This window comes from Sulfitobacter sp. LC.270.F.C4 (assembly GCF_032922545.1).
GTDB classification, from domain to species: domain Bacteria; phylum Pseudomonadota; class Alphaproteobacteria; order Rhodobacterales; family Rhodobacteraceae; genus Sulfitobacter; species Sulfitobacter profundi.
Window position 1 is genome coordinate 392,631 of sequence record NZ_CP136692.1, and the last position, 19,328, is coordinate 411,958.

General features: G+C 61.9%; 19 protein-coding genes. 8 read left to right on the top strand and 11 right to left on the bottom strand.

Annotation, left to right across the window (positions count from 1 at the left end):
* Window positions 1–160: 160 nt before the first annotated feature.
* Genes R1T45_RS05700 through dnaQ form a run of 4 tightly spaced genes read left to right on the top strand, consistent with a single transcriptional unit; the run spans window position 161 to window position 2,862 of the window.
* Window positions 161–760, top strand: a complete 600-nt coding sequence (locus tag R1T45_RS05700; protein WP_317390362.1) for a Maf family nucleotide pyrophosphatase — start codon at window positions 161–163, stop codon at window positions 758–760.
* The gene (locus R1T45_RS05705) at window positions 757–1,590 is read left to right on the top strand and encodes a shikimate dehydrogenase (RefSeq protein ID WP_317390363.1); all 834 of its coding nucleotides are present in this window, start codon (window positions 757–759) and stop codon (window positions 1,588–1,590) included. The genes R1T45_RS05700 and R1T45_RS05705 overlap by 4 nt, the downstream gene beginning before the upstream one ends.
* Window positions 1,590–2,180 (top strand): dephospho-CoA kinase, encoded by a 591-nt coding sequence (gene coaE / locus R1T45_RS05710; protein ID WP_132443965.1) that lies wholly within the window; start codon window positions 1,590–1,592, stop codon window positions 2,178–2,180. Before R1T45_RS05705 ends, coaE begins: the two co-directional genes overlap by 1 nt.
* Window positions 2,173–2,862, top strand: a complete 690-nt coding sequence (gene dnaQ / locus R1T45_RS05715) for a DNA polymerase III subunit epsilon (protein WP_067623692.1) — start codon at window positions 2,173–2,175, stop codon at window positions 2,860–2,862. Before coaE ends, dnaQ begins: the two co-directional genes overlap by 8 nt.
* A 3-nt stretch (window positions 2,863–2,865) precedes the next feature.
* Here the strand turns inward: dnaQ and secB are convergent, their stop codons facing one another.
* A complete protein-coding gene (gene secB, locus R1T45_RS05720) occupies window positions 2,866–3,348 on the bottom strand; it encodes a protein-export chaperone SecB (RefSeq protein ID WP_317390364.1) in 483 nt (160 codons plus the stop codon).
* A 65-nt stretch (window positions 3,349–3,413) separates the two neighbouring features.
* Entirely contained in the window at window positions 3,414–3,917 is a 504-nt protein-coding gene (locus R1T45_RS05725; protein WP_317390365.1) for an FxsA family protein, read from the bottom strand.
* 104 nt (window positions 3,918–4,021) lie between these two features.
* On the opposite strand from R1T45_RS05725, the gene R1T45_RS05730 reads away from it, so the two are divergent.
* The 3 genes from R1T45_RS05730 to R1T45_RS05740 are packed head-to-tail and all read left to right on the top strand — an operon-like array spanning window position 4,022 to window position 6,296.
* A complete protein-coding gene (locus tag R1T45_RS05730) occupies window positions 4,022–4,681 on the top strand; it encodes a Tim44/TimA family putative adaptor protein (protein WP_120349806.1) in 660 nt (219 codons plus the stop codon).
* A gap of 41 nt (window positions 4,682–4,722) precedes the next feature.
* Window positions 4,723–5,715, top strand: a complete 993-nt coding sequence (locus R1T45_RS05735) for a murein transglycosylase A (RefSeq protein WP_067937393.1) — start codon at window positions 4,723–4,725, stop codon at window positions 5,713–5,715.
* Window positions 5,712–6,296 (top strand): Smr/MutS family protein, encoded by a 585-nt coding sequence (locus R1T45_RS05740; RefSeq protein ID WP_317390366.1) that lies wholly within the window; start codon window positions 5,712–5,714, stop codon window positions 6,294–6,296. Before R1T45_RS05735 ends, R1T45_RS05740 begins: the two co-directional genes overlap by 4 nt.
* Here the strand turns inward: R1T45_RS05740 and R1T45_RS05745 are convergent.
* From R1T45_RS05745 to hslV, 3 genes are read right to left on the bottom strand one after another with little or no spacing between them, the layout of a single operon-like run.
* Window positions 6,293–7,510: an MFS transporter gene (locus tag R1T45_RS05745; RefSeq protein ID WP_317390367.1), complete on the bottom strand. Its 1,218-nt coding sequence runs from the start codon at window positions 7,508–7,510 to the stop codon at window positions 6,293–6,295. The two genes, R1T45_RS05740 and R1T45_RS05745, sit on opposite strands and share 4 nt — an antisense overlap.
* A 38-nt stretch (window positions 7,511–7,548) precedes the next feature.
* Entirely contained in the window at window positions 7,549–8,850 is a 1,302-nt protein-coding gene (gene hslU / locus R1T45_RS05750) for an ATP-dependent protease ATPase subunit HslU (RefSeq protein WP_067937317.1), read from the bottom strand.
* On the bottom strand, window positions 8,847–9,407 hold the full coding sequence (hslV, locus tag R1T45_RS05755; protein ID WP_067623712.1) for an ATP-dependent protease subunit HslV: 561 nt from the start codon (window positions 9,405–9,407) through the stop codon (window positions 8,847–8,849). Before hslV ends, hslU begins: the two co-directional genes overlap by 4 nt.
* Window positions 9,408–9,714: 307 nt before the next feature.
* On the opposite strand from hslV, the gene R1T45_RS05760 reads away from it, so the two are divergent.
* Window positions 9,715–10,410 (top strand): hypothetical protein, encoded by a 696-nt coding sequence (locus R1T45_RS05760; RefSeq protein ID WP_317390368.1) that lies wholly within the window; start codon window positions 9,715–9,717, stop codon window positions 10,408–10,410.
* 67 nt (window positions 10,411–10,477) lie between these two features.
* Here R1T45_RS05760 and trxA read toward each other — a convergent pair whose 3' ends face one another.
* Genes trxA through tsaE form a run of 6 tightly spaced genes read right to left on the bottom strand, consistent with a single transcriptional unit; the run spans window position 10,478 to window position 19,301 of the window.
* Entirely contained in the window at window positions 10,478–10,798 is a 321-nt protein-coding gene (gene trxA / locus R1T45_RS05765; protein WP_007118424.1) for a thioredoxin, read from the bottom strand.
* Window positions 10,799–10,834: 36 nt separating this feature from the next.
* Window positions 10,835–14,206 (bottom strand): double-strand break repair helicase AddA, encoded by a 3,372-nt coding sequence (addA, locus tag R1T45_RS05770; protein ID WP_317390369.1) that lies wholly within the window; start codon window positions 14,204–14,206, stop codon window positions 10,835–10,837.
* The gene (gene addB, locus R1T45_RS05775; RefSeq protein ID WP_317390370.1) at window positions 14,203–17,160 is read right to left on the bottom strand and encodes a double-strand break repair protein AddB; all 2,958 of its coding nucleotides are present in this window, start codon (window positions 17,158–17,160) and stop codon (window positions 14,203–14,205) included. Before addB ends, addA begins: the two co-directional genes overlap by 4 nt.
* Entirely contained in the window at window positions 17,153–17,845 is a 693-nt protein-coding gene (locus R1T45_RS05780; RefSeq protein ID WP_132443973.1) for a nucleotidyltransferase family protein, read from the bottom strand. Before R1T45_RS05780 ends, addB begins: the two co-directional genes overlap by 8 nt.
* Window positions 17,818–18,831, bottom strand: coding sequence for an aminoglycoside phosphotransferase family protein (locus R1T45_RS05785; RefSeq protein WP_317390371.1), 1,014 nt, complete (start codon window positions 18,829–18,831; stop codon window positions 17,818–17,820). The genes R1T45_RS05780 and R1T45_RS05785 overlap by 28 nt, the downstream gene beginning before the upstream one ends.
* Window positions 18,828–19,301 carry a tRNA (adenosine(37)-N6)-threonylcarbamoyltransferase complex ATPase subunit type 1 TsaE gene (gene tsaE / locus R1T45_RS05790; RefSeq protein WP_317390372.1) on the bottom strand — a complete coding sequence of 158 codons (474 nt, stop codon included), beginning with the start codon at window positions 19,299–19,301 and terminating at the stop codon, window positions 18,828–18,830. The genes R1T45_RS05785 and tsaE overlap by 4 nt, the downstream gene beginning before the upstream one ends.
* Between the last annotated feature and the right edge of the window lie 27 nt (window positions 19,302–19,328).

Below are 19,328 nucleotides of genomic sequence, written 5' to 3' on the forward strand. Positions count from 1 at the left end.
GCCGTGGTTATACGCACAAGCGGCTTATCCCTATCCATCGGGGTGGGAATCGGCGACAAAAACCGCGACTCGGGGCGAGATCTGCGGGCTTGTGCTGTCAACTTTTATCTCGCAGAACAAATCCTCAAGATTTGCGCCAGATCATCACAGGGTTATCCACATGCCACAGAAAATCGTCCTCGCCTCCGGCTCGGAGATCCGCGCGAAACTCTTGGCGCAGGCTGCGATCCCGCATGAGGTGATCCCGGCGCGGGTCGACGAAGAGATGATCACCGCTGCCCTGTGTGCAGAGGCGGCGAAACCGCGCGACATTGCCGATACATTGGCCGAGATGAAGGCCCGCAAGGTGAGCGAAAAACACCCCGGCGCGCTGGTATTGGGCTGCGATCAGGTCTTGGAGCATCGCGGAGAGATGTTGCACAAGCCGCGTGATCGGGATGAGGCCATCGCGCAGCTTTACCAGTTGCGCGGGGATCGGCATTCGCTGCTCTCTGCCGCCGTGCTCTACGAAGATGGTGAACCGCTGTGGCGGCATGTCGGCCAAGTGCGGCTGCGGATGCGTGACGCCAGTGACGCCTATATTAAGGACTACGTCGAACGGAACTGGGACAGCATCCGCTACGCGGTGGGCTGCTATAAGCTGGAAGAAGAAGGTGTGCGGCTGTTCAGCCAGATTGAGGGGGATTACTTTCACGTCCTCGGTATGCCATTTCTTGAACTGCTGAATTACCTGACGCTGCGCGGAGACCTCACGACATGAGCCTGTCCAAAATCCCCCTTGCCGGTGTGATCGGATCGCCCATCGCGCATTCCAAATCTCCGCAACTGCACCGCCATTGGCTAGAGACCTACGGCATCGCGGGTCATTATGTACCACTTGATGTGGCGCCCGATGATCTGGAGCAGGTTTTGCGGACACTACCCAAGATGGGTTTCGTCGGGGTAAACCTGACGATCCCCCATAAGGAGGCGGTGATGAAGATCGCGGATCTGATCACCGACCGCGCCACATTGATTGGTGCCGCCAATACGCTGATCTTTCGTCCCGATGGCAAAATGCATGCTGATAATACGGATGGCTATGGGTTCATTGAGAACTTGAAGGCCGGTGCGCCCGATTGGGATCCAAAATCCGGACCAGCGGCGATCTTGGGTGCAGGCGGCGCGGCGCGCGCTGTGGTCTCGTCGCTTTTGGACGCTGGGGTGCCTGAGATCTGCCTGTCGAACCGCACCCGCGTGCGGGCAGAGCAGTTGCAGCGCGATTTCGGCAGCAGGGTCAAAGTCGTCGATTGGATGCAGGCAGGCAATATGATTGATCATGCCGCCTTGGTGGTGAACACCACATCGCTTGGTATGATTGGCAAGGGTGCTTTGCGTGTGCCGCTTGATGGGCTGCGCCCCGGCACCGTGGTGACGGATCTCGTTTATGCGCCGCTGCGGACACATCTGCTGGAAACGGCCGAAGAAATGGGCTGTGTCACGGTCGACGGCCTTGGCATGTTATTGCATCAGGCGGTGCCCGCGTTTGAGCGTTGGTTCGGCCAGCGGCCAGAGGTTGACCGCGCCACGCGCACGGCGGTGCTGCGCTGATGTTTCACCTCGGGCTGACCGGGTCGATTGGCATGGGCAAATCGACCACGGCAAAGATGTTTGCCGAGGAAGGCTGCGCCGTTTGGGATGCCGATGCAGCGGTGCACCGGCTTTATGCAAAGGGGGGCGCGGCGGTCGCGCCCATGCAGGCGGCGTTTCCGACGGCGATAGAGGCTGGCGCGGTTTCTCGCGCCGCATTGAAAGAGATCATCGCCGCTGATCCCACCGCCCTGCCCCGGATCGAGTCCATCGTACATCCGCTGGTGGCCCAAGACCGGGCGACATTTCTGGCCGAAGCCTATAGCGACATTGCCGTGCTCGACATTCCGTTGCTGTTTGAAACCGGCGGCGACGCTGCGATGGACGCGGTGGTCTGCGTCACGATCCCAGACGCCGTCCAACGCGACCGCGTGCTTGCCCGTGGCACCATGACCGAAGCGCAATTCGATGCCATCCGCGCCAAGCAGATGCCCGCCAAAGAGAAGTGCGCCCGTTCAGACTATGTGATAGTGACCGACACGCCCGACCATGCCCGCGCGCAGGTGCGGGATGTGATCCGCGACATTAGGGAAAAGCTACGTCATGCGTGAAATCGTGCTCGATACCGAAACCACCGGCTTTGACCCCGAAAGCGGCGACCGTATCGTTGAGATCGGTGCGGTCGAGCTGATGAACCATATGGCCACGGGCGAGACCTACCACCAATATATCAACCCCGAACGCTCCATGCCCGAAGAGGCGTTTCAGGTGCACGGATTGGGTGATGATTTCCTGCGCGACAAGCCCAAGTTTGCGCAGATCGGCAAGTCATTCCTCGACTTTATTGGCACGTCCAAGCTGATCATTCACAACGCGGCCTTCGACATTAAATTCCTGAACGCCGAGCTGCGCTGGATGGGTCTGCCTCAAATCCCATGGGAGCAGGCGCTTGATACGTTGGAAATTGCGCGCAAACGCTTCCCCGGCTCGCCCGCGTCGCTTGATGCGCTGTGCCGTCGCTTCGGGATCGACAATACCTCTCGGACACTGCACGGCGCCCTGCTCGACAGTGAGATTCTGGCCGAAGTCTATCTGGAATTGATCGGGGGGCGGCAGCCCGACTTTGCGCTGTCATCGGCGCCCGAACGGAAATCCGGTGAGCCTGACACGCGCTGGACCCCGAAACCGCGGCCCAATCCTCTGCCCTCGCGTCTGACAGAGGCCGAAGCCGCCGCCCATGCCGAATTTGTCGGCAAGCTGGGCGACGACGCGCTATGGAAACAGCTTGGCTGACGCTTAGGCGTCGGCTTTTGGCGGGGTCTCGGCCTGACGGCGGGCAACTTCGTTGCGGTAGAGCGACAGGAAGTCGATGTTCTCGAGGTTCAGCGGCGGGAAGCCACCATCGCGGGTCACGTCGCTGACGATGCGGCGCAGGAAGGGGAAGATCATCCGCGGGCATTCGATCAGCAGATAGGGGTGCATCTGCTCTTCAGGCACGCTTTCGACTTGGAAAATACCGACATAGTCGATTTCCAGCACGAAGAGCGTCGCGTCGCCGTCTTTCGCTTTCGAGGTGATGTTCAGCTTGATCGCGATCTCATACTGGTTTTCCCCACCACGCTTTTTCGCGTCGAGGTTGACCTGAACCTGCACATCGGGCTGCACATCTGCAGGGGCGCCCTTTTGCGCCATGATGTTCTCAAACGACATGTCGCGGATGAACTGGCCCAGCACGCGCATCTGCGGCTGTTTCGGTTGCGCTGTTTCGTTTTCTGCCATTTTCTGTGTCCTGTTGTGGTGAATTTCTTAAATCTATCCGGACTTAGCAGGTCGGCACGGGCCGCTCAATCCTTAGTCCAGCCCGAGGGGCCCTTGGTCTGGCGCGGCTGTTCGGAGATCTCATGGAAATCGCCATCGATCACGTCACCGCGACCGCGCGGGTCGCGTCTGCCCTGCGGGCCGGGGCGCGGGCCCATGCCGCCCGGGGTGCCAAAGCTCTGGACCTTCACCCGGTCGCGGATCGCGCCGTAGGCCGCTTGCCGGAAGCGCGGGATCAGGAAAGCAAAGCCGACAGCATCGGTGAAAAAACCCGGCGTCAGCAGCAGCGCGCCGGAAAACAGGATCATCGCGCCATGCACCAAAGGCTCTGTCGGGTCGCGCAGGTCATTGAAGGAACTGCGCAATTGACCAAGCGCCAGCGCCCCTTGAGAGCGCACCAACCATGTGCCCAGAACGGCGGTCAGCACCACCACGGCCAGCGTCCAGCCAAGGCCGATGGCGCCACCGACTTGGATGAAAAGCGTGATCTCGATCAGAGGCACGGCGATAAATGCGATCAATAGCCACATGTGGCGGGGTCCTTTCGCTGGGGGCAGAGTGGACTTGCCCCGGTCGAACACCTACATAAGAGCTTAACTCGCATGTTTCCATGCCACCCCTGAATGAGGTTTCGATGAATTCTCCCCTGATACAGCTTCTGGTGCTTGCCGGTATCGCCGTATTCCTGATCCTGCGGCTGAAAAACGTGCTTGGCACCCGCGAGGGTTTTGAAAAGCCCCCGGTAACCGATCAAACGCCAAGCGCCCGCAGTGGCCCCGCGTTTGAGGTGATCGAAGGCGGCCCCGATCTCGATATCACCGACCACGTTCCCGAAGACAGCCCCTCGGGCAAGGCACTGGCCGAGATGAAACGGGTTGAGCCCTCGTTCGGCGTCAGCGATTTTCTGCAAGGCGCACGCGGTGCCTATGAGATGATCGTCATGGGCTACGAGCGTGGCGATCTGGCAGAAATTCAGCCGTTTCTGGCCGATGATGTCTATGAAAGCTTTGTTGACGGTGTCGCGGCGCGCGAGGATCAAGGTCTGACGATCGACGCCAACTTTATCGGCGTGCGTGAGATGGAATTGGTCGACGCCACGATGGACGAGACCACCAAAGAAGCCGAACTCACCATTCGCTTCGTGGGAGAGCTGACCTCTGAAGTACGCAACCGCGAAGGCGAGGTTGTCGAGGGCAGCAGCAACGAAATCAAACGCCAAAAAGATACATGGGTCTTCGCCCGTGTCATGGGCTCGGATGATCCGAATTGGCTGTTGGTTTCCACAGACGGGTAGTGCGTGCGCTTGGCGCACTTGCGCTGTTGGGCGGTGTGTCGATGAACACGCCGTCCGCAGCAGAGGTGCATTATACGGTGATGGATTTCGACCAGCTTGACGGCTGGGCCGAAGATGACCACGCCGCCGCCTTTGAGGTGTTCACCAGCACTTGCGGCGACATGAAAGATGTCGATTGGCGCGCGCTGTGCAAGCTGGCCAAAGATGGCCCCGACCCCCGGCAGTTTTTCGAATTGTTTTTCCGGCCCGTGTTGATGGAAGACGGAAAGGATGGGCTGTTCACAGGGTATTTCGAGCCTGAGTTGGACGGTGATCTCTACCCCTCTGCGCGGTTTCAGTACCCCATCTACGCCATGCCCCCCGAGGCCGAAGAGATCCGCCCCTGGCTTACCAGACGTGAGATCCTAGATGGCGACGTGATGCGGGACCGCGGATTGGAAATCGCTTGGGTCGATGACCCGGTTGAGCTTTTCTTTTTGCAAATTCAAGGCTCTGGACGTATCCGCCTGCCCGATGGCAGCTACCTGCGCGTGGGCTACCGCGGGGCGAATGGCCATGATTACCGCTCTGTGGGGGTCGAACTGGTGCGGCGCGGGGTCTATGAGGCGCATCAGGTCAGCGCCGATGTCATCAAGAATTGGGTACGCCGGAACCCCGAAGATGGCCGCGAATTGCTCTATCACAATCCATCCTATGTTTTCTTTCGAGAGGTCAGCCGGGTGCCTGCCGACAAGGGGCCGCTTGGGGCGATGAACCGTTCCATCACCACGCTGCGCAGCATCGCGGTGGACCCGTCGCATGTGCCGCTTGGCGCGCCGGTTTGGATCGAAAAAGACGGCAAGAAACCCATGCGGCGCTTGATGGTCGCGCAGGATACAGGCTCGGCCATCAAGGGCACGCAGCGTGCGGATGTGTTCTTTGGCACCGGCGACAAAGCAGGCCGCGAGGCAGGTCGCCTGCGCGACGCGGGGCGGATGATGGTCTTGATGCCGATCCAACGCGCCTATGCTTTCCTGCCGGAGAGCGCGATATGAAACGCCGCCGCCTGAACGAAGACGATCTTGCGCTTTGGCGCAGGGTCACGGAGCGGACAGAGAAGCTGGAGCTGAACAAGCTTTTCACGCAAGAGATCGACGCGCCCGCCCCTGCCCCGCCGCAGGTCCGTCGGGCCAAAATCGCGCTCCAAGGCAACAAGCCTCAGCCGACCATGAAGAAACGCAGCAATGACTTGCGCCCGACATTGTCAGAACAGATGAAAGCCGCCCCGGTTCAGATGGATCACAAAGCCTTCGGCAAGCTGAAACGCGGCAAACTGCGCCCCGAAGGCCGGATTGATCTTCATGGCATGACGCTTGACCGCGCGAATCCGGCGCTGAACGGCTTCATCATGGATGCCCATGCGCGGGGCAAGCGGTTGGTGCTGGTCATCACCGGCAAGGGCAAGCGCCGCGACGATGGTGGCCCGATCCCTGTGCGCGATGGTGTTTTGCGCCATCAGGTGCCGCAATGGCTGTCGATGCCGCCGCTCAACGGCCTTGTGCTTCAGATTGCACAGGCCCATGTCAGCCACGGCGGCGGCGGGGCCTATTACGTCTATCTCCGGCGCAACCGTTAGCCGCGCAGCAGCGGCCTGTAGCGTCTTATCGCCCATGCGGCCAACCCAGCCGCCAGCAGATAGTAAACCGCGATCGGCAACATTTGCTGCGGAAAATCGACGCCCAAGTCGATGAAAAGACCCGTCACCCCCGGCCCGATGGCCGAGCCAAAGACCATCAGCGCCGCGGCCACCGCTTTGATCGAGCCCACATGGCGGGTGCCGAAATACTCGGCCCAGAACGCCGCTGGTGCGGTTGATTGCATGCCCTGCCCGAAGCCGAAAATCACCAAGCCGATCCCAGCCATCCACAGCGTATCGGCATAGGCCAGCACCGCGAATGACAGGGCAAAAGGCAGCATCATCACCGGCACCACGCGGCTGACGCCAAAGCGGTCAATCGCCCAACCCGAAAGGAAGGTCGAGGCTACCGCCGAGAGCGTGTAGACCGGCATGAGCGCCACGAATTCGACCAAGGCCCAGCCTTTCACTTCGGTCAGGTGAACCTGCTGGAAAAACAGCGCGGTGCCCCATGCGGCGGGGCCGATGGCGAGGGGGATGATCATCCAAAACAGGCCCGAACGGAACATCTCTGCCCGCGTCCAATGCCGCCCCTCCATGCCCGCGCGCTGCGCCTGATCCGCCATGCTCTGCGGGGTGCGCTCTTGACGCAGCAGCATCAGGATCACCGGGATGGTCAGCAGCACCAGCCCGGCGGCCAGCACCCAAAGGCTGCGCCAATGAAAGCTGGCGAAAAGCGCCACAAAGATTACCGGAAGAAACGCCTGACCGGCCGCAAATCCCATAGAGGATAGCGAAAGCGCTTTGCCGCGCGATGCCTCAAACCAGCGGACCATGGCGACCTGCCCAAGCTGAGACATCATGCCCTGCCCGGTCAGCCGCAAGGCATAGATAACGAAGATCAGCGCGATCCAATTCGGCACCGCCGCCATCGCCAAACAGGCCCCGGCAAGCGCCACCATCACGCCAAAGGCCAGCACCCGCACGCGAAAACGATCCGTCAGCACCCCGGCCCAGACCATGGTGACTGCCGAAAGCGTCGTGCCGATGGTATAGATGCCGCCCCATTGCCCATCACTCAGGCCAAAATCGCCCTTCACCGCCCCGGCAAAGAGCGAGATGAAATAGGTTTGCCCATAGGACGAGGTGAATGTCAGCAGGAAACCGGCCAGCAGAAACAGCCAGTTGCGCCGCAAAAATGAGAGGTATTCCATGCCCCTTTCATCGCCGGGGCATGGAGGAAAGGAAAGCCCTAAAGAACGTAGCGGCTTAGATCGGTGGAGCGGGTCAGTTCGCCCAAGTTCTTTTCGACAAAGTCGGCATCAACCGTGATCTCTTGCCCCGACCGGTCGGGCGCATCAAAGGAGACCTCCTCGAACACCCGTTCCATCACCGTATAAAGCCGCCGCGCGCCGATGTTCTCGACCGAGGTGTTCACATCCGCCGCGATCTTGGCCAGTGCTGCGATGCCCTCTTCGGTGAAGGTGACGGTCAGATCTTCGGTTCCCATCAGGGCGGTGTATTGCCGCGTCAGCGCATTGTCGGTCTCGGTCAGGATGCGAACGAAATCACCCTCGGTCAGCGCCCGCAGTTCGACGCGGATCGGCAGACGGCCCTGAAGCTCGGGCAACAGGTCCGACGGTTTGGCGATGTGGAAGGCACCAGAAGCGATAAAGAGGATATGATCGGTCTTCACCGTGCCGTATTTCGTCGACACCACGGTGCCTTCGATCAGCGGCAGCAGATCGCGCTGCACCCCTTCACGTGAAACATCACCGCCCCGCGCATCGGAACGGGCGCAGACCTTGTCGATCTCATCCAAAAAGACAATGCCGTTCTGCTCGACCGCTTCGATGGCGGCGCGGTTCACGGCTTCATCGTCCAGCAATTTGTCGGCTTCTTCGCCGACCAGCACCTCATAGCTATCGGCCACGGCCATGCGTTTTTTGGTGGTGCGGCCCCCCATGGCTTTGCCAAACATATCGCCAAGGTTCATCATCCCCATGCCCTGTTGGCCGGGAATGTCCATCATTGGGAAGGGGCTGGAGGTATCGGAGACCTCAAGCTCGATCATCGTGTCGTCCAACTCACCACTGCGGAGCTTCTTGCGGAACATCTCGCGGGTGCCGTCGCGGGCGTCGGTGCCAGCGATGGCGTCGATCACGCGCTCTTCGGCGGCCTGCTCGGCCTTGGTTTTCACGTCTTCACGCATGAAATCGCGGGTCATGGCGATGGCGCTGTCCACAAGATCTCGGATGATCTGCTCCACGTCGCGGCCGACATAGCCCACTTCGGTGAATTTCGTCGCTTCGATCTTGATAAATGGTGCACGGGCCAACTTGGCCAAACGGCGGCTGATCTCGGTCTTACCAACGCCGGTGGGGCCGATCATCAAGATGTTCTTGGGATAGACTTCGTCGCGCAGGTCATCGCTTAGCTGCTTGCGGCGCCACCGGTTGCGCAGGGCCACGGCAACGGCGCGTTTGGCGTCATTCTGGCCGATGATATAACGGTCCAGTTCGGATACGATCTCGCGGGGGGTCAGGTCGGTCATGCGGTGATTTTCTCCACGGTGAGTTTGCCGTTGGTGTAGACGCAGATGTCGGCGGCGATCGCCATGGCATCACGGGCAATGGTTTCGGCGTCGCGGTCGCTGTCCATCATGCCGCGCGCAGCGGCGAGGGCATAGTTCCCGCCCGACCCGATGGCCGCGACCTCATGTTCGGGCTCCAGCACATCGCCTGCGCCGGTGATGACCAGCAGGTCTTTCCCGTCGGTCACGATCAGCATCGCTTCGAGTTTTTGCAGGTATTTGTCGGTGCGCCAGTCCTTGGCCAATTCGACACTCGCGCGGGCCAATTGCCCCGGTGTCGCTTCGAGCTTGGCCTCCAACCGTTCCAGCAGGGTAAAGGCATCTGCCGTGGACCCCGCAAACCCCGCCACAACGTCATAGCCGCCGGGGCTGAGCTTGCGCACTTTGCGCGCGGTGCCTTTGATCACGGTCTGGCCAAGGCTGACCTGTCCGTCACCGGCAATCACCACTTCGCCGCCTTTTTTGACGCCAATGATCGTGGTCCCGTGCCAACCGGGGAAATCGTCGTTCTGTGCCATGGGGCCTCCTGTCGCTTGGCGCTCTATATGGCCCCCGTGGCAAGGCAGGACAAGGGCAGCGCCGCTTGTGAGCGGTCGGGCGACGGGCTAGCCTTTAGCGATGCAGGATCAAGCCCAAGTTGATATCTATCTGGAGCCCCAACTACGGGAAAGCGCCGAGGCTGGCGCGCATAACTTCATCGGCAAAGTCGCTCGCGTTCTCCAAGATGCCCAATTTAGGGTCACATATCGCAATGCCGACGGCCCTGTAGGTGACCCCGATGTCCTATCGCTGAGCCATATGGCCCCTGCCCCAACCGCACGCGGTTTGGTGTTTCGCCGCTGCTATCACTACCCTTTCTGGCAGATCGAAGCGCGGCCGGAGCGATGGTTATGGGATGTGGCCCAAGCCAAGTTTGATCCAGCGCTGGTTAACCCTGATGAAGCGAAACGGTTCTATCGTTTCTGGCAAAAGCGCCTGTTCGCCGATGCGCCCCAGCAAGCCCGTCGGGATGGGCCCATTTATGTGCCCCTACAGGGACGCTTGTTGCAGGAGCGGTCCTTCCAATCTTGCAGCCCTATTGCGATGCTGGAACACACGCTCGCGCAGTGCTCGGGCGCTGTCGTGGCGGCCTTGCATCCAAAAGAAACCTATAGCGCGGAGGAGCTCTCCGCGCTGGAAAACCTCGCCGAGCGACACCCGCGTTTGATCCTGACATCGGGTGATATGGAGCGGCATTTGCAGCATTGCGCCTTTGTCGTTACCCAGAATTCAGCCGCTGCCTTCTCTGGTTATTTCTTTGGCAAACCGGCTCTGCTCTTTGGTGAAATCGATTTTCATCATATCGGTGTCAGGGCAGATCTCGCAGATCTCAGCCACAGCTTTGCCGCTGTCCAACAGGCAGCGCCGGATTTTGCGGCCTATCTATGGTGGTTCTGGCAAGACAATTGCATCAACGCAGGTCGAGCGGAAGCCGAGGAGAAGATTGCCGCGCGGCTCCGCCGCTTTGGCTGGCAAGTGTAGCTGGCAATGAAAAGGGCGCCCCGAAGGACGCCCGTTTTCGTAACTTAAATCTGGTAAGGTACTGACCTTAGATGGATTCTTCGATCCAGCTTTGCAGGGCCGCCTTGGGGCGTGCGCCGGCAAGGTTGGACACGACCTGCCCGTCTTTAAAGATGAACAGCGCCGGAATACCACGCACGCCGACCTGAGCGGGCGAGTTCGGGTTTTCGTCGACGTTGACTTTGACGATCTTCACGCGACCGTTCATCTCATCCGACAGCTCTTCCAGCGAAGGGCCGATCTGTTTGCACGGGCCGCACCATTCGGCCCAGAAATCGACCAGAACCGGAATGTCCGAATTTTTGACTTCGGCGTCGAAAGTGTCGTCGGTGACTGCGACGGTTGCCATGATGCTCTCCTGACAGGAATGGGTTGAGGCCTGAACCTATGAACGCGGGGCGGTGGCGTCAAGATATGGCAGGGCACGCAGCGCATTTGTCACGATATCGTTGGGTAACACCATAAGCGCGGGGCGGGCGGTCCACAGAATGGCGGTCTCGATCCGGCGATCGGGGTAGATTTGGCGCAGCATATGGGCATAGGCGCCCATCTGGCGCAACAGCCCGTCCGGGCAGGCGTCGGCGGTCTCGGAGACCACGCGGTTGGTCTTGAAATCGACGGCAAGGATATGGTCATCGGCGATCACCAATCGGTCGATCGTGCCGTGCAGACGCTGATGGCCCAAGCTGCCGGTCACGGGGACTTCGGCAAGGGTCGTCTCGGTGAACAGCGGGGCGAGGGTAGGGGTGCGCAGAACCGCGTCGGCCTCACTCTCGGCGCGGGCAATCATTTCAGGTGGGTGCGTGCGGGCCAAGCGGTCCAGAAATACCTGCCGCGCGTCCGGCCCCATGAGGGGCAGATTCTCCAGCAATTCATGGACCAAAGTGCCGTAGCTCAGCGCGGTATCCATATCAAAGCCGGCCTCACCCGCCAGCGCCTTGGCACCGCCAAGATCGGAGGGCGAGAGGGTCTTGTCCTCCCCCCGGGGGGACGGGGCGGAACGGGTAAAAATAGGGTCTAACACGGGCGTTGTGACGATTTTCTCTGGCGTCTCTACGACGTCGAGCGCATCCCAGTCGCCCTGTTGATAGCGCAGCGTGCCATCATCGCCCAAGGGCTCGGCCCGCAACCGGGCCAAAGCGGCAGCGGTGATCTGGTACCAAGAGGATTCATCTTTCGACAATTCCCCCGCCGCCGCCACGATCAGCCATTTTTCGGCCCGCGTCATGGCCACATAGAAAAGCCGAAGCCGCTCTTGCAACGCGGCCTCTTTCATCTCGTCCAACCGCGCGCGCATGGGCTGGGGCATGTCATCTGCCGGGGCTTTCCAGACGGGCGTGCCGTCGACGGTGATGATCTCATCCTTGATCGTCACATCGCGCCGCCCGGTGTCGGGCAGGATCACGATCGGCGCTTCCAGACCCTTTGCCCCATGCACCGTCATCACGCGGATCTGGTTCGAAGCACTGTCGATCTGGCGTTTAATCTCCAGATCATCGGTCTGCATCCATTGCAGAAATCCGGTCAGGCTGGGCACCGTGCCGCGCTCGTAAGAGAGCGCTTGGCTCAGCATCGCATTGATCCCATCCTCGGCCTCTGGCCCCAACCGCGCCAGCAGTTTGCGGCGGCCATCGTGGCGGGTGAGGATGCGTTCGATCAGGTCGTAGGGGCGCAGGTAATCGACCTGCCCGCGCAGGTCGCGCAGCACGGCAAGGGTGGCGGCGTGGGTCTCGGTCTGGCCGCGCAGGGCTTGCCAGAGGTGATCCTCTTTGCGGTAATGGGCGAGGGTGAAAAGGTCTTGCTCTGACCAGCCGAACAGCGGTGATTTCAACGCGGTGGCAAGGGATAGATCGTCGTCCGGTGTGGCGAGGAACGACAGGATCGCCGCCAGATCGCGCACCGCCAGTTCGGCCCCGACCTTGAGCCGGTCCGCCCCGGCGATGGGCAGTTCCGCCGCTTTGCAAGCGCGGATGATCTCCGAAAACAGGGCCGAGCGGCGCTGCACGAGGATCAGGAAATCCCCCGGTTGGATGCGCCGCCGCGCCAAGTCGCCCTTGCTGTCGTCGGGCAGGTAATGCGCTTCGGTGGTTAGCTCTTTGATCCGCCGCGCGATGCGTTCGGCCAGTTGCACGGTGTGATGCCGCGCGCTGCGGCGGTCAACGGGGTCGGTCCAGTCGCCTTCTTCATCGGGGCCTGCTTTCTCAATAAAGGGCCAAAGATCGACACGGCCGGGCAGGCGGTCCTTAAAGGCCATATGCCCGTCATTTGTGAACCCGGTTTGGATCTCCGGATCGAAAACCCCATCGACTGCCTGCAAAATCGCCGAGGAAGACCGGAAGGAATAGGCGAGGCTACGGCGCTGAAAGAACTGCCCCGCTTCGCCGATTTTCTGCTCAAAGGTCGCGCCTTTGCGATCCAACTCTTCGGGGTCGGCCCCTTGGAAAGAGTAGATCGACTGCTTTTTGTCGCCCACGACGAAAAGCGTCCGATCCACCTCATTACGTGCGCCAGCGCCTGAGTAAAATTCATCCGTCAGCCGTTCGATCACATCCCATTGGCGCGGCGAGGTGTCCTGCGCTTCGTCCACAAGGATATGGTCGATGCCACCGTCGATGCGAAACAGCACCCAAGCCGCCACCGCCTTGTCGGTCAACAAAGCGCGGGCTTTGAGGATCAGATCGTCAAAATCGAGCCAGCCGCGTTTTTGTTTCTCATCGGCATAACGCTCAAGGAAACGGGCCGCGAACCGGTGCAGCACATAGGACTTGCGCGCCGCCTTTAGGGCCAGCCGTGCTTCGCGGGCATCTTCGACGCGCTGCATCAACTGCTCAAGCTGCGGCATCTGTTCGGCGATGACCTTTTGCGTCGGCTTGGTCGGAAAACTGCCGATTTTTGCGGTAAATGGCGCCTTGGCGCCGCTGCCGGTCAAAAGGGTATTTTCAAGCTGGGGCAGGGCAGAAAGATCGTAGCGGTCAATCTCTTGCAGCGCCGCGCCAGCCTTGCCGTCATTGCCGCCTTTGGCCAGCAGATGCGGGATGATCTCGGCCATCATCGCCGCTTCGCTGCCAAGAAAGACCGATGCCGCGATTTTCTCTTCGGTCAGGTCTTCGGGCTGGGCGAAAAGCGTTAGGATTTCGGCCCATGACCGGGGGTCGGTGAAAGCATCGCGCTGGCCCACGATGCTGCGGGTAAGGCTGGCGAAATCTTCGCCGGTGTAATGCCGCGCAATGTCGGCCACCAGCGGGGCGTCTTCGCTCTCGGCCATCTCATCGACGATCTCGGCCCGCAGCAGATCGGCGGCGCGGTCTTCGATCTCGGTGAATTGCGGGCTGACCTGTGCCTCCAACGGGAAGCGGCGCAGAAGGGCCGCGCAGAAAGAGTGGATGGTTTGGATTTTCAGCCCGCCCGGTGTCTCAATCGCGCGGGCGAAAAGGGTGCGGGCATTGCGCAGTTGCTCGGGCGTCAACTCTCCCTGCACGCCCAGATCGGCCAAAGCGCTGCGCAGCGTCTCATCTTTCAGCATCGCCCATTCGCCCAAACGTTTGAACAGACGGTTTTGCATCTCTGACGCGGCGGCCTTGGTATAGGTCAGGCAAAGGATGTGCTGCGGCTCCACATCGTCCAGCAACAACCGCGCCACGCGGTCGGTCAGCACGCGGGTCTTGCCAGAGCCTGCGTTGGCGGTGAGCCAAGTGGAGGCATCGGGCCGCGCCGCTTCGATCTGGGCGCGGGTGGCATCGTCAAAATCGCGCATCATTCCAAATCCTCTGGACGGGCAGAGCTGGTGCCGTCCCATTCGCCGAAACGGGCCAGTTGGTCATAATTTCCGGCAAAGGCATCGCTTTGCACCATGCGGCGCGCGGTGAAACCCTGCCCCTCATCAAGATAGCGCGAGAGCAGCGCGTGCAGCCCGGCGAGCACCTCTTGAGGGTTCTCTTCTTCCAGCGGGGCAGGGACTTCGACGGGTTTCGACCCGAGCCCGATAAAGGCGGCATGGGCCACATGGGCCACGCCCACCTCGGGGAAACCGCCACGCTCGACCATCGCCGCTTCGATCAGCAGTTGTTTGTCGAACAGCCGCTGTTCCTTTTTGCCCGGCGGCGTCCCGGTCTTGTAGTCATAGAGCAGCACATCACCATCATCGGTCTGGTCGATCCGGTCCGCAAAGCCGCTGAGGGTAAAGCCGAGGTCGGCAAAGGTGTAGCTGCCGCGCGCGCCCTGCTCAAAAGCGACGGGGCTGGAAAATCCAGCGCGTTGGCTTTCACGGGCGATGAACCAATCCGCGATCCGGTCGATCCGCGCCAGCCACATAGCGCGAGCGGCGGGCCATGGGGCTTCCTCCTCCAGCACTTCGGCGGCCACTTGCATCAGCGTGTCACGGGTCAGCCGCGCGGGGTCGCGGGCCACCAGCTTCACGAAATCCTCCATGATGCGGTGCAAAACGATGCCCCGCACCGGCGCGTCGGGAGATTGCACCAGGGGGTTGATCGGACGCAATTTCAGGCTGTGCTTGGCGTAGACGGCATAGGGATCACGGATCAGCGTCTTGATCTCGGTCACCGACAGTTTGCGCGGCCGCGCGGCACGGGGCGGGCGCGGCGAGGGGCGCGGCGCGGGGGCCGTACGCTTCACCGCCTCAAGGCCGCGCACCTGATCCAGCCAATAGCCGCCGCGTTGTTGCATCGCCTTCCACGCCTCCGGCCCGCCGGTATCGCCCAAGCCGCCCAGCAGGTTGCCCAACCGGTTCAGCCAGCGCGAGGGCACCATCTCTGCCTCATCCGACCGGATCGCGCGGGTGATCCAAACCTCGGGGCTGGCGATGGCCTGTTGGTAGTCATGCGCCGACAGGCCGATGCGCCGTTCGGGCAACAGCAGCCCGGCCTTTTCGCGCATCTGACGGTTGAGCCAAGGATCGGGCGGCGGCGCTTCGGGCCAAGTGCCTTCGTTCAGACCGCCGAGGATGACCAACTCGGCCCCCTGCACCCGCGCCTCCATCGTGCCCCAAATCATGATGTCGAGATGCGGGGTATCGGCCTCGCGCACCTCTTCTTGGGACAAAAGCGCGCCCAGCAGATCGGCATAATCGGCGGCATTCATCGCGCCGCCATGGGCGGCGTGCTCCGTCAGGTTGGCCATCACCGCCGCAGCCGCGATGCCCGCACCCTGCTGCCAGAGCAGGTGATCGGGGTCGGCGGGTTGCCCGGCGGCGATCCTTTCGGCCAGCGCCAAATGCGCGGCGACGCAATCGGGCAGGGGGCGCTCTCCGGGGGCGTCATGGCCGGGGAAAACCTCGCCCAGCCAAGCGACCCAATTGCGGAAACCGCTGGGGTCTTCCATCCGCTTCGCAGCCCGCTCTGCAATCTCGGTCAAGCTCTCAGCATTAGGATAGGGCAACCCGTGACGGCGGATCTCGGCCTCCAACCGCTGGGTATAGAGCTGGTGAAAGTTCCGCCCCGCGCCGCTGTGTGTCAGCGGGTGTTTTAATAGGGTCAGCAGCGCCTCGGCATCCAGTTTCCGGACAAACAGCGCCGCCACATGGCGCAAGAACCGCCCCGGCGGAGAGAGTTGCAGCGGCATCCCGGCGCTGTCGTCGGGCAGGATGTTCCACCGATCAAGCGCCGCCGTGACCTGCCGAGTGAGCATCCGGTCGGGGGTGATCAACGCGGCTTTCACCCCGTCTTCGGCAGCTTGGCGCAGACGCAGCGCGATGGCCAATGCCTCGACCCGCGGCGTGGGCGCTTCGATCAGAGTGATGTTGGCGGTGGCACCTTGCAGGTCTTCCAGTTTTGGCCCTTCGTTCAGCCAAGCATGGGTGACCGGCGCGGGCCGGAGCGAGAGCGACAGCAGCTTGTTGCGGGCCGTCGAAACCGGGGGCATCTCGCACCAAGGCGCGACCGCGCCGCGCGCAACGCCGAGCATGTTCATCAGCTTGCGAAACCGGTATTGCGGATGATCCTCGGCCAACAGCGCCTGATCCAATTCATTCCAAACGGCGGTCGGCATCTCGAAATCGAAACCCGGCAGGATGATCGCCCCTTGCGGCAGGCGGGCCACGGCCTCCATCAGCAGCGCGGTGGTCCCGCGCGACCCGGTAGAGCCGGCAAGGATCACCGGGTGCTGCGGTGGATTGTCCTGCCAGCGGGCGATGATCCGGGCAACAAGTTGACGCCGCCGCGCCTCGGCATCCGGGCGGGTGGTGGTCTGGCCTAGATAGTCATGGGCGATGGCTAGGAACCGCTGCGCGCGCTCCCAATGGGCCGAGAGATGGCCAACGTCCAGCCCGGCCACCGTCTCGGGCGAAACCCCTTCGCCCTGCATTTCGTCGATCAGGCCCGCAAGACTGTCCGACAGCGCATAAAGCGACGCGCGCGGCGCGAGATCCGGCGCGGCATCCAGCAGGCGCGACACCAGTTGAATGAGTTCCAGCCGCCGTTGCAGCGGTGGCGTTGGGGCAGGCAGCGCAATGCCGGGGCCCAAGGCATCAAGGTCCGTAATCAGCCGAATGCGGGGCAGAAACCCCGCCGGTCCTGCGTCGAAATCATGGCGCAACCGGCGTGCCATTCGGTTGGTGTTGACCAGCAGTTCAACGCGGGCCATCGCCTCGGGCGGGCCATTCTCCAACCGGTCACAAAGCCCGCGCACCAACCCGCGTGGAAAGTCGACACCGGGGGCGAGGCCAAAGACTCGGGGGCTGTCTTGCGGTTCAAACATCGGCGCCCGCCAAAAGGCTTTCGGCAAGGGGAATGCCGCCGGGATGGCCCACATCGCACCAACGCCCAGTATAGGGCAGGCCAAACAACGTCTCGCGCTGAAGCATCATATCCCACAATAGGTTGAGCGAGAATTTCTCGGCTTCGATATCGGCCAGCAGATCGGTTTTGATGATCTGTATCCCGCCATAGACCTGCCCCGGCCCGCGTTGCAGGCGGCCATCCGGGGCGCGGGTAAAGTCGCCCGTGCCGCCATGGCCAAGGGTGTTTTCCAGCGGCACGGTCATCAATAGCGCTTCCATCCGCGCCGGATCCCACGCTGCTTGCAGCATCGCGAGCGGGTTCGGCCCGGCCCAAAGTGCGTCACTGTTCATGGTGAAAACCGGCCCCGCGCCCAGCAACGGCAGGGCATTGCGCAGCCCGCCGCCGGTGTCGAGGATCTCAGGCGTCTCGATCACGGTCTTAACATCCTGCGCCCGCAGATGGGCATCAAGCTGGTCGGGCAGATAGTGCAGGTTCGCCACGATCCGGGCGGGGGATATCCCGCGGGCGAGGTCCAGCGCATGGTCGATCAAGGGGCGACCTGCGACCGGCACCATGGGTTTGGGCTGGGTCTGGGTGAGATGTTTCATACGCGTGCCGAACCCGGCCGCGAACATCATGATGGCGTCGGGATAGTCGCGCATTGGCTTTTTAGATGCTCCAAGAATTCAGGGGTCGGAGGGGGCAGCACGCCCGCGATAGAATCCGCCACCGCGGCAAGCGCGGGATGACGCAGGTTATGTTGCAGATGCTGCCACACACGGGGGATCAGATCGACGTAATGCGGTTTGCCATCGCGTAGGCAAAGGCGCGCAAAGATGCCCAGAATGCGCAGATTGCGCTGGGCACCAAGCAGCGCATAGGCGCGGCGAAAGGGGGCGGCTTCTTGTTCGGTCTGGGCAAGGTAATAGTCGATGATCTGTGCCTCCACCGCGCGGGGAACATCACGGCGGGCGTCTTGCAGGATTGAGACCAGATCATAGGCCGGATGGCCCAGCAGCGCGTCCTGGAAATCCAGCAACCCGACGCGCGCGGCACCTTCGCGCTGCGGCAGCCAAAGCAGATTTTCGGCGTGATAGTCGCGCAGGATCACGACCTTGGGGGCGTCATCCAGCGCAGCGACGAGGGGGCGGAAAGCCTGCGCAAAAGCGGCGCTTGCCACTTGCCTACCCTCGGGTGCGTAAAAGTCGAATGCGGGGGCTGCCATATCGGTCAGCCAATCGGCATCGCAAAGCGGCAGTTCCGGCAAAGGGGCGCTGTGAAGTTTGACCAATACGTTTGCGGCGGCGCGGTACAGCGGAAGTTCCCGAGCGGGATCGGCCGCCATCAGCCGGGCGAAAAGATCATCGCCAAGGTCTTCGATCAGCAGCAGCCCGTGGTCGCTGTCCTTGTGGTAAATCTGTGGCGCGCTGAGGCCGCAGGCCGTCAGATGCGCCGCGACATCAAGGAAGGGGCGCACGTCTTCGCCGCGTTCGGGTGGGGCATCCATCAAGATGGCCCTATCCCCATTCGCTTTGCGCAGCCGGTCATACCGCCGGTTGGAGGCGTCGCCCGCCAGCAGCTTTCGGGTGCCCCCGGCCCAGCCAGACGTTTGCAAAAAACCTTCGATCAATGCGGCGCGTTCGGTCATGTGCGCCACTCTGTCAACTTGGCGGCCCAACCGCTGCCGGACCATTCGGCTGTCAGCGCGCGGCTGTCTTCATGGGCCCCGGGGGAAAGGCTGATCCGTAATGCCCCGGCGGGGGCGAGCGAGCCCAGACGATCCGGCCATTCCACCAGACAGATCGCGTCATGAAAGGCGTCGATCAGCCCCAGTTCCTCAATCTCATGGGTGGAGGTCAGACGGTAGAGATCGGCATGCCAGATCGCGCCGCTTGCCCCCTCATAGGTTTGCACCAATGTGAAGGTGGGGGAGGGGATGTCCTCGGGGTAGTCGAGCAGTTCGGTGATCAGGGCGCGGGCGAAATGGGTCTTGCCCGCACCGACATCGCCGCTGAGCAATATGACATCGCCGGGTGACAGGCGGCGGGCCAATTGCTGGGCGCGCCGGGCGGTGTCATCGGGGCCGCTGAGCAGGAGGGAAAGGGTATCGTCGAACATGCCCCATGCTTAGCGTGCCGACACGCA